The 14,004-nt window shown below is 34.9% G+C and carries 14 protein-coding genes; 4 read left to right on the top strand and 10 right to left on the bottom strand.

Annotated elements, in window-relative coordinates; all coding sequences use genetic code 11:
* Positions 1 to 120: 120 nt before the first annotated feature.
* Both DJ93_RS15965 and gloA2 read right to left on the bottom strand, forming a co-directional pair.
* Positions 121 to 1,431: a hemolysin family protein gene (locus DJ93_RS15965; RefSeq protein ID WP_042981869.1), complete on the bottom strand. Its 1,311-nt coding sequence runs from the start codon at positions 1,429 to 1,431 to the stop codon at positions 121 to 123.
* A gap of 110 nt (positions 1,432 to 1,541) precedes the next feature.
* On the bottom strand, positions 1,542 to 1,928 hold the full coding sequence (gene gloA2 / locus DJ93_RS15960; protein ID WP_042981868.1) for an SMU1112c/YaeR family gloxylase I-like metalloprotein: 387 nt from the start codon (positions 1,926 to 1,928) through the stop codon (positions 1,542 to 1,544).
* Positions 1,929 to 2,019: 91 nt separating this feature from the next.
* On the opposite strand from gloA2, the gene DJ93_RS15955 reads away from it, so the two are divergent.
* The 3 genes from DJ93_RS15955 to DJ93_RS15945 all read left to right on the top strand — a co-directional run bounded on the left by DJ93_RS15955 (position 2,020) and on the right by DJ93_RS15945 (position 5,898).
* The gene (locus tag DJ93_RS15955; RefSeq protein WP_042981865.1) at positions 2,020 to 3,198 is read left to right on the top strand and encodes a NupC/NupG family nucleoside CNT transporter; all 1,179 of its coding nucleotides are present in this window, start codon (positions 2,020 to 2,022) and stop codon (positions 3,196 to 3,198) included.
* Between the two features lie 187 nt (positions 3,199 to 3,385).
* Positions 3,386 to 4,402 (top strand): LCP family protein, encoded by a 1,017-nt coding sequence (locus DJ93_RS15950; RefSeq protein WP_374937170.1) that lies wholly within the window; start codon positions 3,386 to 3,388, stop codon positions 4,400 to 4,402.
* 242 nt (positions 4,403 to 4,644) lie between these two features.
* Positions 4,645 to 5,898 carry a VanW family protein gene (locus DJ93_RS15945; RefSeq protein ID WP_042981863.1) on the top strand — a complete coding sequence of 418 codons (1,254 nt, stop codon included), beginning with the start codon at positions 4,645 to 4,647 and terminating at the stop codon, positions 5,896 to 5,898.
* Between the two features lie 5 nt (positions 5,899 to 5,903).
* Here DJ93_RS15945 and DJ93_RS15940 read toward each other — a convergent pair whose 3' ends face one another.
* From DJ93_RS15940 to DJ93_RS15920, 5 genes are all read right to left on the bottom strand, one after another.
* Positions 5,904 to 6,176 (bottom strand): hypothetical protein, encoded by a 273-nt coding sequence (locus DJ93_RS15940; RefSeq protein ID WP_042981861.1) that lies wholly within the window; start codon positions 6,174 to 6,176, stop codon positions 5,904 to 5,906.
* A gap of 15 nt (positions 6,177 to 6,191) precedes the next feature.
* Positions 6,192 to 6,710 carry an RNase A-like domain-containing lipoprotein gene (locus DJ93_RS15935; RefSeq protein WP_042981858.1) on the bottom strand — a complete coding sequence of 173 codons (519 nt, stop codon included), beginning with the start codon at positions 6,708 to 6,710 and terminating at the stop codon, positions 6,192 to 6,194.
* A 118-nt stretch (positions 6,711 to 6,828) separates the two neighbouring features.
* Positions 6,829 to 7,032: a copper chaperone CopZ gene (gene copZ / locus DJ93_RS15930; RefSeq protein ID WP_042981857.1), complete on the bottom strand. Its 204-nt coding sequence runs from the start codon at positions 7,030 to 7,032 to the stop codon at positions 6,829 to 6,831.
* A gap of 57 nt (positions 7,033 to 7,089) precedes the next feature.
* Positions 7,090 to 9,480, bottom strand: a complete 2,391-nt coding sequence (locus DJ93_RS15925; protein ID WP_042981856.1) for a heavy metal translocating P-type ATPase — start codon at positions 9,478 to 9,480, stop codon at positions 7,090 to 7,092.
* Positions 9,481 to 9,496: 16 nt separating this feature from the next.
* Complete coding sequence (locus tag DJ93_RS15920; protein ID WP_042981854.1) at positions 9,497 to 9,799, bottom strand: metal-sensing transcriptional repressor; 303 nt, start codon at positions 9,797 to 9,799, stop codon at positions 9,497 to 9,499.
* 143 nt (positions 9,800 to 9,942) lie between these two features.
* Between DJ93_RS15920 and DJ93_RS15915 the strand changes: the two genes are divergently transcribed.
* On the top strand, positions 9,943 to 10,491 hold the full coding sequence (locus DJ93_RS15915; RefSeq protein ID WP_042981853.1) for a TVP38/TMEM64 family protein: 549 nt from the start codon (positions 9,943 to 9,945) through the stop codon (positions 10,489 to 10,491).
* 73 nt (positions 10,492 to 10,564) lie between these two features.
* Here the strand turns inward: DJ93_RS15915 and DJ93_RS15910 are convergent, their stop codons facing one another.
* The 3 genes from DJ93_RS15910 to DJ93_RS15900 all read right to left on the bottom strand — a co-directional run bounded on the left by DJ93_RS15910 (position 10,565) and on the right by DJ93_RS15900 (position 13,966).
* Positions 10,565 to 12,265 (bottom strand): M4 family metallopeptidase, encoded by a 1,701-nt coding sequence (locus DJ93_RS15910; RefSeq protein ID WP_042981852.1) that lies wholly within the window; start codon positions 12,263 to 12,265, stop codon positions 10,565 to 10,567.
* Positions 12,266 to 12,440: 175 nt separating this feature from the next.
* Complete coding sequence (locus DJ93_RS15905) at positions 12,441 to 12,695, bottom strand: Phr family secreted Rap phosphatase inhibitor (protein WP_042981851.1); 255 nt, start codon at positions 12,693 to 12,695, stop codon at positions 12,441 to 12,443.
* Positions 12,692 to 13,966 (bottom strand): tetratricopeptide repeat protein, encoded by a 1,275-nt coding sequence (locus DJ93_RS15900; protein WP_042981849.1) that lies wholly within the window; start codon positions 13,964 to 13,966, stop codon positions 12,692 to 12,694. Before DJ93_RS15900 ends, DJ93_RS15905 begins: the two co-directional genes overlap by 4 nt.
* Positions 13,967 to 14,004 lie beyond the last annotated feature (38 nt).

Genomic DNA, 14,004 nt, shown 5'->3' with positions numbered 1-14,004 from the left:
AGAGAATGCTCCCACATCCCTCTTCACTATATAGTACCTTTTTTGAAAGCGCAAACATTTAAATTCCTCATACAATCTTTTGAAAATCGAGTTAGTGGGAATCCTCCTTCCCACTAACCATTAACTCCCTATCGTCTCTTCCGTTTTCCTTATTTCCACTCGCTTAATTTGATGCATATCTTTTTCAAGAACTTTGAAATAGAAGCCACTTTTCTCAATCACATCTCCCTCAGCGACACTCTGTTTTTGCACCATAATCCAGCCACCAATTGTATCAACATCAACAGCAACTAAATGTATTCCAAATAAATCGTTTACTTCACTAATAAGTACTTTCCCCTCTACAATTTTACAGCCTTCACTTATATGTTCTATAGGGGGATGCTCGTCTTCATCATACTCATCTCGAATTTCTCCAACAATTTCCTCTAAAATATCTTCCAATGTAACAATTCCTGCCGTACCGCCATATTCATCATACAAAACTGCTAGCGGAATACGCCTTCTTTGCATTTGCAATAATAAATCATGAATTGGGATATTTTCTAAAACTTCAATAACTGGTCTTGTATATGGGGTAATAGAGCATTCTTCACCTCGACCACCATCCATATAGTGAATAAATAAATCTTTTACATTAACCATTCCAATAATCTCATCTTTATCTTCACCAAATACGGGATACCGCGTATACTTTTCTTGTCCAATAATTTTAATATGTGTCTCGAACGGTTCATCTTCATACAAGCCCACGACTTCAGTACGTGGAACCATAATTTCTTTTGCCACCCTGTTATCAAATTCAAAAATGTTATTTACATACTTAAATTCAGCTTGATTAATTTCTCCACTCTCATAGCTCTCAGATAAAATCAACCTCAGCTCTTCCTCCGAATGTGCAACCTCATGTTCAGAGGCTGGGTGTAATCCGAATATTCCTGTCACCAATCGTGCTGAGCCATTTAACGCCCAAATAAACGGATACATAACTCGGTAAAAATAAATAAGTGGTCGTGATAATAATAAGCTAACCTGCTCTGCCTTTTGAATAGCAAATGTTTTTGGAGCAAGTTCTCCGATTACAACATGTAAAAAAGTAATAACTGCAAATGCGATAATAAACGAAATGGTACTTGCAATTGCAGGGGATAGATTCACTTTTAAAAACAACGGTTCGAGCAAATGCTTAATTGTAGGTTCTCCTAGCCACCCAAGCCCTAAAGCTGTAATCGTAATCCCTAACTGACATGCAGATAAATATTCATCTAAATTTGAAATAACTTTCTTAGCTGCCAATGCTCCTCGCTTTTTTTCACCAACGAGTTGATCAATACGACTGCTACGCACCTTTATAATTGCGAATTCTACAGCTACGAAAAATCCTGTTAACGCGATAAGAATAGCTACCATCAATAATTTAAAAATATCCAAATAGATCCTTTAGCTTTTCTTAGCTAAAGTTACACCTCCTTTTTTAAAAGAAGTTTCACTTTAGTTTCTTCATTTGCCGAAATGAAAACCTATATAAAATTCGCCAATTTTCAGCTCTCATATAATTCTAACGGTAAACCGTCAGGATCTTGGAAAAAGACGAACCTTTTTTCCGTTATTTCATCAACACGCACCGGCTCCGTATCTACCCCGTATTGATTTAAATGCTTAACAGCCTCTTCTATATTAGTAACCGCAAACGCCAAATGCCTAAGCCCAGCTGCTTCAGGAAAACTCGGCCGCTCTGGCGGATTAGGAAATGAAAATAACTCAATTTGATACTGTTCTCCTACACATAAATCTAACTTGTACGAATCTCTCTCCTTTCTGTATACTTCATTTATCACTTTAAAACCTAGTATCCTTGTATAAAAATTTTTTGATATTTTATAATCTGAACAAATAATTGCAATGTGATGTACGCTGCATATATTCATACTGCCTCTATTCCTCTCTTTACTAAAGATGCATATTCTCCCTTAAAATGAAAAACCTATGTAACAGAATATCTCTTTTAGGGGGTTTATTATGAAATTCGTGACGTTTTTCCTCGGTCTTATCGTAGTCTTCTTCCTTGCTTACATTGCCAGCAACAATAAAAAGCATATTAAATTTAAGCCTATTTTCATCATGCTTATTATACAGCTAATTTTAACTTACTTATTATTAAATACAGGAATTGGCCTAGTATTGATTACACTGATTTCTAATTTATTCACAAAGTTACTCGACTATGCTGCATCAGGTGTGAATTTCGTATTTGGTGGGCTTGCAAACAAAGGAGAAATGCCTTTTTTCCTCAATGTATTATTACCGATTGTTTTTATTTCCGTCTTAATTGGTATATTACAACATTTCAAAATACTACCATTTTGTATTCGGTGGATTGGCTTCTTTCTCAGCAAAATCAATGGACTCGGAAAATTAGAGTCTTATAACGCGATTGCTTCTGCAATTGTCGGGCAATCAGAAGTATTTATTACCGTCAAAAAACAACTAGCGCAAATTCCTAAACATCGTCTTTATACACTTTGTGCATCTGCTATGTCAACCGTATCTATGTCCATTGTCGGTGCTTATATGACGATGATTGAACCAAAATATGTAGTTACCGCACTCGTTCTCAATTTATTTAGCGGCTTTATTATCGTGCTAGTTATTAATCCTTATGACGTAAAAGATGATGAAGATATTTTAGAAATAAAAGGAGAAAAACAAAGCTTTTTTGAAATGCTTGGAGAATATATTCTCGATGGATTTCGCGTAGCAATTGTTGTCGGTGCTATGCTTATTGGATTCGTCGCTTTAATGAGTTGTATTAACGACTTATTTCTTATTATCTTTGGTATCACATTTCAGCAGCTGATAGGTTATGTCTTCTCTCCAATTGCATTTCTTATCGGTGTGCCAAGTTCTGAAATGGTCACAGCGGGAAGTATTATGGCTACAAAGCTCGTAACGAACGAATTTGTAGCTATGATGGATCTCAGCAAACTCGCTAACAGTCTGTCCGCTCGTACAGTAGGTATCATCTCTGTCTTTCTTGTCTCCTTCGCAAACTTTTCTTCTATCGGTATCATTTCAGGTGCGGTAAAAGGATTGAATGAAGAACAAGGAAATGTCGTCGCTCGCTTCGGTTTGAAATTGTTATACGGGGCAACTCTTGTTAGCATTTTATCTGCGATTATTGTAAGCATTATGCTTTAATTAGGCAAAATTTAAGCGTGGTCTTCTCCTTATCTTTTGTATACAATAACGAATAGATGTCTCATAAATAATCGCGACATCTATTTTTTATACATGTACAATGTCTGTTATTTAGCGTACAATATCTGTTATGTGTTTGAATACACATCATAGAAATATACACCTTGATAAGTTTAAAGGAGAACAAATGATGAAATCCGATATGAAAGAAATTAATCGAACCTTAAATGGACGCACAAAGAGAAAACGTCTACTATGGTTCATTCTCATCCCACTACTTATTGTGATAATTGGATTTGGAGGTTATTCCTTCCATATATACAGTAAAGCAAAATCCATCGTAAGCAATGCCTACTCTGAACTAAGTAGAGGCGATAAATCCGACAAACGCGAAAAAGCCGTTAAACCTATGACAGATAATGTTTCCATTCTTATTATGGGTGTTGATGAAAGTGATATTCGCGAAAAAGATTACGGTAAAGCGACTCGTACAGATGCATTACTATTGGCTACGATTAATAAAAATGATAAATCCGTCAAACTTGTTAGTATTCCACGTGACTCTCGTGTCTACATTAAGTCGCGTGATAAATACGATAAAATTACACATGCCCACGTATTTGGTGGTGTAGATAGCACCATTGATACTGTAGAGAACTTTTTAAATGTTCCCGTTGATTATTATGTAAAATTCAACTTTAAATCGTTTATTAAAATTGTCGATTCACTTGGTGGTATTACCGTCGACGTTCCTGTTGAATTCACAGAACAAAACAGTAAGGACGAGCCTGATGCGATTCACCTGAAAAAAGGACGTCAACATTTAAATGGCGAAGAAGCACTCGCGCTAGCTAGAACTCGTCATATTGATAGCGATTATATGCGTGGTCAGCGTCAACAGCTTGTTCTAGAAGCTATTGCCCAAAAAGCACTATCAATCAATTCCGTTAACAAAATCGGAAGCTTATTAGACGCTTTGGATAAAGACTTAAAAACAAACTTAACTTTTGATGATATGATGACTATTACAAAGAGTACAATGGGTTCAAACTTAAACATGGACAAGTTACAAGTGGAAGGTACCGATAAATATATAGGTGGTATTTACTACTACGTTCCTAATGAGAAAAGTGTCCATGACATATCCAAGACGTTAAAGGAACATCTTGGTGTTACGAATAAAAGTGAGCATAAAAAATTATAATAAAAAGGCTGCTAGAAATTTCTAAGCAGCCTTTTTATTATACATTCTAAAACAACCGTATATTTTTTCGCAAATTGTGACAAAAAGAGACAATTGTTACAACAATGTAACGTTTTTTATAGAAATATTACACACACAATGAAAATAATAGTATAATAGTACACACATAGTACTATTATCATCATTTTTATACGAAAAATGTAATACATATATCTATACATTAATTTCTGGGGGGGAAATAAATGAAGCTACGCAAATTACTAATCGGTTCCGCTATTGCTGGGGGCATAATACTTTGTGCAGGTGGAATTGGTAGTTATCAGTACGTATCAAAATTAAATAAACAATTAAATACGACTGCATTACCACATACTACATTTGAAGGTATTTCTCTTGATGGAAAAAATAAAAAAGACATTCAAGAAATTATTCAAAAAAAAGCAAATGAATTAAACAGTACATCCCTTACCTACACATTTCAAGACAATACGCAAACATATACATGGGAAGAACTAGGTGTAGATTATAAAGAAAAAGATATCGTTAAAAATATCTTTAAAGAACAAGAAGGCAATATTATGGATCGCTACAAAATGCGAAAGCAAGCTGAAAACGGGGAGTTAAAGCGCGACTATAAATTAACACCGCAATTAAATACAAAGACTTATGAAGCTTTTATAAAGGATAAATATAATGAAACTTTAAAAGATCCCGTCAACGCTGATTTAAGCATCTCAGGAACAACCGTCAATATTAGTCAAAGTCAAAATGGGGAAAAAATTGATAAAGAAAAACTAAAAGATTTAACACAACAGGCAATTGCTGCTAATACACAAAATATTGCGTTACCAATTGCCACTATAAAACCAGAACGTTCTACGGAAGATGTTCAAAATATGGGGATTAAAGAAGTCATTGCTGAATACTCTACTCCTATGGCAGGGCGAAATGGGAGCCAATCCTTTAACGTAAATAAATCAGCTAACACTTTAAGCGGCGCGATTGTTGCACCCGATGAAACATTTAGCTTTAATGGGCGCGTTGGTGTTACAGATGCTGCACACGGATATAAATCCGCAGCTGTATATTTACAAGGGAAAGTTGTACAAAGCGCTGGTGGTGGTGTTTGCCAAGTAAGTAGTACTTTATATAGTGCCGCTTTACGTGCTGATTTAGGCATCGTCGCTCGTAGCAATCACTCTATGCCTGTTCATTACTTACCACTTGGGCAAGATGCAGCTGTAGCCGATTATGGTCCTGATTTAAAATTCAAAAATAATACAGGTAAGCATATTTACATTCAAGCATTTTCTAACGGTGGTAGTATTACGGCACGAATTTTCGGTACACCTACTGGAAAAAATGTAGAAGTTTCATCTAAAGTAATTAGTGATACAGAAAATAAAATTACTGCTGTGACATATAAAAAAGTAACACAAAATGGTGAAGTCATTTCAAATGGTCAAATATCAAAAAGCGTATATAAAAAGGCGTGATTCATTCACGCCTTTTTGTTTTGCAATAAACGTATAAACATTTCTATATGTTCTTTCGTTTCTTCTAATGACCATATACGATTTCCTTGTTTTGCAGCTAGTAAGCATCCTTCTTCCCATGCTTTTTTCTTCTGTATATCGAACAATTCATCTTGTAGTTTCAGGATTGTTTCCTTTTCTTCTGCCTCAAGAAACTCTTCCATTACACTGACTATCTCATCTTCATGAACACTTAACGTACAATATGATTTTAGAAAATATTGCAATGTTGTATACATCTTGCTCCCCCTTTTTTATTTATCGGATGGATAGGAAGTAACAATTTTAAATCCTAATTCTCCTGATTTATCTCTCGCCAAAACAGTAACGGTCTTTACCAACTTGTCTTTTACGCTCATATTTTTCTTTAATACGGTTTTTCCAACGGGGAATGAATGAGTCGTATTCAATACGAGACGAGCTTCCTTAGAATTCTTTAACCAGTCTTGAATTTCTTTATCATGTTGCTTCAAACTATCCTTTACAGCTTTTGTTGCTATTTCCTTATCGTAGTATGTACTTGCTGCTGATACTTTATCTGTACGCAAGCGTTCTTTTAACTGTTCTTCAGTCTTCCCAACATGTCTTTCTATCGTATGACCATTTTTCGGTGGGCCTTCCATTTCATCTAGAATGTTATCGCTAACCTTTTCTACTGATGTTGAATTATTTCCTTTTGGCTTCTCTGTTTGTTGTTCTCTTCCTGCACAACCACTTAAAATTAATAGTAGTGCCAATAAGCTACTCAACAAAATGCTACTTAATCGTCTCATCATATCACCTCTTTCATGATTATTATCGTATCTTCATGAAAAGTCAATTTTACAAAGAAAAAACGTGTGAAACAACGAAATTCCACACGTTTTTTTCTACATATATATTTAATTCACGTTATACGATATCGTATCCTTGCTCTTCAATTGCATCTTTTAACTGCTCTACATTTAGTTTTGCTTCATCATATTCCACTTCTACTGTACCTGCTTGTAATTCAACTGTTACTTTATTTACACCAGCTAATTCTTGCAACGCATTTGTCACAGCTAATTTACAATGATTACATGTCATACCTTCTACATTTAATGTTACCGTCATTTCTAATTCCTCCTCAATTACTCCCTTTATTTCTAATTGATGAACAATACCATCACCTTATATTTTAACACGCTTTAAGCGAAGTGCATTCGTTACGACAGAAACAGAACTAAACGCCATCGCAGCTCCTGCTACCCAAGGCTCAAGTAAGCCACTTGCCGCAATCGGTATACCAATTGCATTATAGAATAGTGCCCAGAATAAGTTTTGACGAATATTTTTCATCGTTTTTTGGCTTAAATCAATCGCTTGTGGTATATGACTTAAATCCCCTCCAACTAGCGTAACATCAGCTGCTTCAATTGCTACATCTGCTCCTGTTCCAATTGCCATTCCAATATCCGCCTTTGCTAATGCTGGAGCATCGTTAATTCCATCGCCCACCATAGCTACTCGTTTTCCTTGTTTCTGTAATTGTTCTACAATATTCGCCTTTTGTTCCGGTAATACTTCTGCGTACACTTGTTCAATTCCTACTTGTTTTGCAATTGCAGATGCAGTTCGTTCGTTATCACCAGTTACCATATATACATCAATTCCAGCAGCTTTCATTTTCTGAATAGCAGCTTTTGAACTTTCTTTTATCGTATCCGCAACAGAGATCATCCCTGCGAATTGATCTGCTATCGCGACAAGCATAACAGTCTTTCCATCTGCCTCCTGTTTACTCATAATATCTTCATACCCAGTTATATCGACATTATGTTCTCTCATTAATTTTCTTGTTCCGATAATAACGGAATTACCTTCAATTGTAGCTTCAATTCCATGTCCAGGAACTGCCCGAAAATCTTCAACAGACAATAAAGTTACTTCTTTTTCTTTCCCATATTCTACAATAGCTGACGCTAATGGATGCTCTGAAACATTTTCTGCTGATGTAGCATAGGGCAACATATTATCTTGCAAACTCATCACATCAGTAACTGCCGGCTTCCCCTTTGTCACAGTTCCTGTTTTATCTAATAAAACAGCATTAATTTTATGCGTTGCTTCTAAATACTCTCCACCTTTAAAAAGAATTCCCTTCTCGGCACCTTTTCCAGTTCCTACCATTATAGATGTAGGTGTCGCTAATCCAAGAGCACAAGGACAAGCAATTACAAGTACAGCTATTGCTACTTCAATAGATTGTGATAAATCTTGTGATGTAACAACAAAGTACCAAGTAATAAAAGCAAGCACTGCAATAGCTACAACGATTGGAACAAATATACCAGAAATCATATCTGCCATACGTTGTATTGGTGCTTTTGATCCTTGAGCTTCTTCTACGATTTTAATAATATTTGCAAGAGCTGTATCTTTTCCGATTTTCTCAGCTCTCATTGTTAACGTACCATTTTTATTAATCGTCGCTCCAATTAAAGCATCTCCAGATTTCTTTTCAACAGGGATAGATTCACCCGTAATCATCGCTTCATCAACAGATGATATACCTGATAAAACTATACCATCCGCTGGTATTTTTTCACCTGGTTTTACAACGATTGTATCGCCAATTATCACATTTTCAATTGGAATCAACATTTCTTTCCCGTCACGAATAACTAATGCTTCTTTTGCTTGTAAACTTAATAATTTTGAAATTGCTTCTGTCGTTCTTCCCTTTGCAACTGATTCAAAATATTTCCCAACGAGGATAAGTGTAATAAGTATCGCACTCGTTTCAAAATAAAGATCTGGTGAATAAGATGAGTCATTTAATGTTTTTAATCCTTCATAAAGGCTATAAAAATAAGCCGCTGAAGTACCGAGTACGACAAGCACATCCATATTTGCACTCTTATTTCGCAGGGCACGGTATGCTCCTACATAAAATTGAGAACCAATATAAAATTGTACTGGTGTTGCAAATAATAATTGGACCCATGGATTCATTAAAAAATGCGGCATCGGTAAACCAGTATCAAACGGCATATGTGCGACCATTGTATAAAGAAGCGGTAATGATAATAAAATAGAAAGAAATAGCTGTCTTCTTTTCCCTTTTAATTGCTCTTCTTTTTTATTAGCATTTTCTTCTTCTTGTAGCTTACCTTTATAACCTAATTTCATTATTTTCTCTAAAATAGAATCTATTGTAATAAGGCCTTCTTTATAAACAATTGTCGCATTGTTCATAGCTAAATTAACCGTAACACTTTCGATACCTTCCATTTTACCAATGACTTTTTCAATTCGGTTTGAACATGCAGCACATGTCATCCCTTCAATATTTAACTTTATTTTTTCATTCCGAATTTCATATCCTAATTTTTCAATACGATTCGTAATTGCCTCTATCGTTTGTTCCTCTTCATCATATTGAATACTCGCTTGCTCCATCGCTAAATTTACATTCACTTCTACACCATCTAGTTTATTTAATACCTTCTCAATTCGAGCTGAACAAGCTGAACATGTCATTCCATTAATACCGACTGTGATTTGTTTTTGTTTACTCATACAGTCCATCTCCTTTCTATTTCGAGAACTGCTTCATCACTTTCATCAATTCTTGAATAGACGCATCCCCATTTCCCTCTTGAATCGCTTTTGCTACGCAATGATTTGTATGACGCTCTAATAATGAAAAGCCAACTTTATTTAATGCTGCCTGCACAGCAGAAACTTGAATGAGTACATCTACACAATAGCGATTATCTTCAATCATCTTCTGAATACCCCGGACCTGACCTTCAATTCTTTTAAGTCGTTTTACAACCTTCTCAACCTCTTCATCCGTTCGTGGAATCATCTTTTCTTGATCTACACAATGCCCCATAAATATACCCCCTCTTACACATACATTATACCCGTAAGGGGTATAAAATCGCAAGTTTTTTGCTATAAAATTATAAAAATCCACACTTGCCTATATGAATGAAATATGGTGTAATGCTAAAAAAAGCTAAAGGACGTAACTATATGCAAGAAATCATTCAAAATCTACTAACAGAACATTACGCAATTGCAATTCCCCTTAGCATACTGATCAATATCGTTATTAGCCTATTAGGTGTTATCCCTAGCATATTTTTAACTGCAATTAACATACAGCTTTTCGGTTTAACAGATGGAACGATTATTTCAATTGTCGGCGAAGCATTAGGGGCTATTATTTCGTTTTATATCTATCGTCTAGGACTTCAAAAAGTGACTCACAATAAAATAAATAACTATCCAAAAGTCGAACGCCTTCTTTATGTAAAAGGGAAAGAAGCATTTCTACTCGTCTTATCTTTTCGTTTCATTCCATTTATCCCTTCAAGCGTCGTCACTCTATTTGCAGCTTTAGGAAAAATGTCATTACTCTCCTTCAGTATTGCCAGTACAATAGGTAAAATACCGGCCTTGTTGATTGAAGTATATTCTGCATACCAAGTTATGAATGGAACAAATGAAGCGAAATGGATTATAACAATCGCAGGTTGTATCGGATTGTTTTACACGTGGAAAAAATGGAGAAAAAAATAAAGAAGGAGCATATGCTCCTTCTTTATTTTTGAATTATTTCGTATTAATAGTTGTTTCCCTACAGATGGCAGTTTTATTGTACTCCAACTGCATCATACGATTGCTTAACTGCTGTTACTTCTGCAGAAGTCGCACCGTATAAATCAGCTGCTGCTTGTACTAAACCAGCACGCGCTTGGCTAAATGTAGTAGATTCAGTGAAGTATTGTGTATTCGCACGGTAGTAAATCGCTCCTGCTTTATCTTTGCCAATACCATTCACAGTAACACCATAATGTGTACCGCCATTCGCTAATAAGTAAGCTGCTTTGTTAATGATACCGCTATTTGTATGAACACCACCGTTATCACTTGAACCAGTGTAACGCTTAGAATAATGGTCTGGATCACCATACTTCGTAGGATCACTCATAGAGCGAAGTGCATCTCCTGCTTTACCAGGCGTGTAAATATCTTCACCGATCTCCCAATCTGGGTTACGATTATCATAATACTCTACTAATGTACCAAAAATATCAGAAATCGCTTCATTTAACGCCCCTGACTCATATTGATAAATTAAGTTTGAGCTATTTTCCGTAACAGCGTGTGTTAATTCATGACCAATTACATCAATTCCACCAGATAATGAAGTGAATGTTACACCATCTCCATCTCCATATACCATTTGCAAGCCATTCCAGAAAGCATTATTATAATTACTTCCGTAGTGAACTGTTGATTTTAATGGTGCTCCTGCATCATTAATAGAGTTTCGATTGAATGTATCTTTATAATAATCGTACGTTTTACCTGCATAGTAATGAGCATCTACTGCTGCCGCATCATATTTCGCATTGAAAATATTATCTACATCTGCCCATAATGTTCCAGGTAATGTTGAACGATTTTTCGCATCATATGTGAAAATTGTTGCCCCGCGTGTATTATCTTGTAAATAATAAGATGATCCTGATAATGTTGTATTAATTGATTTTGTATCTCCTAATACCCCTTTACCCGTTCCAACTTTATTCGTTCCCGTTACAGGTTTTACAACTGCTTTTGCGTCCTGTTTAGGAGCATCTTGTTTAACTGGTGATTGATTTTCATTTGTCACATGATCAATTGTATTGTATTTATTTAATACTTTACCACTTTCTGCCTCAATGAAATAATAATAGTTTCCTGGACTTGGATCTAAGAAGTTTAAATTCACAACGTATGCGTACGTTGTATCTTCACCGTTTTGATATACGTATAAGTCCGCTTTCGGTTCCACCTCATATTTCGGTGTTAAACCTAAATCTTGCTGTGCAATCTCAATTGCTTTTGTGCCTTCAATCTTATTTTTATTCTTTAGCTTTTCCTTCTTGTCTAAATCAGGTGCAACTGTTCCAGATAACACTTTTAAAGAACCGTCTTTACTTACATGAGCTAGTTGAGTAGAACCCCATACAGGTGTCCCTTCATATACTTGTTGCATACGTACTACTGTTGAATCAGTTACAGCATCTTTTTTCACTTGTTTCACTTTAAATGAATCTTGCGCACTCTTTTCTCCTAGCTTATACTCCGCTTTTGCTGCATTTAAATAATCAAACACAACAGATTCTGCTTTCTTTCCAGTTGCCCCAGTTAGATCACCAGAAATAAACTCAGGTGACTGTACTGTCTCATTGAACTTTTTCGTAGAGAGCACATTCTTTGAATCTGCGAACGCAGAGCTTGTCCCTCCAAACGTTGTAACTGCCATTCCTGCCGCTAACACTAATGCTAAACTCTTCTTTTTCATACAACCTTCCCCCTAATAAAAAATTTTTGAAAAAGAGTAGTTTTATATTAGCATTATGTTTCCATTATTAATATACTAAAAATTCAAATAATTATTTTCTCAAGTTTTGTAGAATTTTGAAGAACAAATATTGAAAAACCCCTTTCCGTTTGGAAAGGGGTTTTTCAATATTATCTCAACCATAAATATCTGGATTAGAATAATTTATAACTCCCTCTTGTGAAGAATTGAAACCATAAATATCTGGATTAGAATAATTTATAGCTCCTTCTTGCGAAGATTTAAATCCGTATATATCCGGATTAGAGTAATTTATCGATTCTTCTTTCAATGATTTTACCCCGTAAATATCTGGGTTAGAATAGTTTACTCCAAAAGACAAAATTGCCATTATGCCTAGTCCCATCACACCATATATACGCTTTTTCAATTTAATTCCTCCTTTTTCTCCAAAACTTTAATCGCTTCTTTATAATACTTATTACTTTCTTCATACTTACATGCATTCTCAAAATACATAGCTAATTCTAAATAAGCATTTTTTAATTCTTTCATATTCCCTACATTTTTAAAGAAAGGAATGGCTTCATTCTCTAAAAATCTCCTAAGCTCTTGAGGCTGTTCAAAATTTTTATACTTAAATATGAAAAATGAATAAATCATTTTACTATATTTCTCATCACTACGTGAGCAATCAATTCCTTTTTCTATCCATTCCTGCGCTTCTTCATACTGTTTAAGATGAATGCATTGCTTAGCGAGTCCATAAATTGTTTCAATATAATTCATATTGATTGTCTTCTGTAATTCGAAACTTTGGAGGAAATAGTTCTTTGATTTATCATGCTCATTTTTATAATGATATAATTCCCCCATATTATTTAAAGTCATAGCTTTAATCATATCTTTTTCTGCAAAAGAATCTACTTCTCTTAATATACTCTCATAAATCTTTAAAGCTTCTTCATACTGTGCCTTTTCTACATAACTTAAAGCAATAATTGTTTGACAATTGATCACATAACGAAATTTATATTCGTTACGGAACCCTTCCATCGCAATATGAGCAAAATGCATGGCTAAATGTGGTATATTTAGATGGCTATATGCAAGGCTTAAATTATAATATATGCCAGTTTCATAATACCCTTGCTCCTTAGCCATTTTTTCCGCCTCAATTAAATACTCCAAACTTTCCTTATGCTTATATTGCAAACTAAGTAATAGAGCTTTACTATACGTATACAGCATTTTTTGAAAAGGCGAATATTTCTTATACACCTTTTTCAATCTATCCAATTCTTCTTCAAGAGCTGGAAGATCTCTTTTCATCATTAAATAACGTGTGTAAAGTAGTTTATAATAATTTATGATTTCAAAATCAAAAACTTGCTGCATTTCACCTTGCAATTCTATATATATGCGTTCAACTTGTTGTTTGTCCAAATGAACCAGTGCATTTAGCCACTCATCCAACTTCTCTTTCACTTCTTCTTCCACATCTCTTAAATCCGACACAGCAATCTCTAGTTTCGTGCAGAGCAACTGTAGAATTTCTTCCGATGCTTCTATCTTTCCATTTTCAATCTTACTTAAATATGAGACGGAACAAATGCCCTGACATAATTCTTCTTGTGTCATTTTTTGCTGTAGTCGTTTATAAAAAACTTGCTTACCGATCTTTTCTAGTGTTTGTTGCATTGTCCTCCTCCATTCTCATTTACCCCATTACTTTAATA

This window comes from Bacillus clarus (assembly GCF_000746925.1).
GTDB lineage: Bacteria > Bacillota > Bacilli > Bacillales > Bacillaceae_G > Bacillus_A > Bacillus_A clarus.
This window is presented reverse-complemented; position numbering and strand designations above follow the sequence as displayed.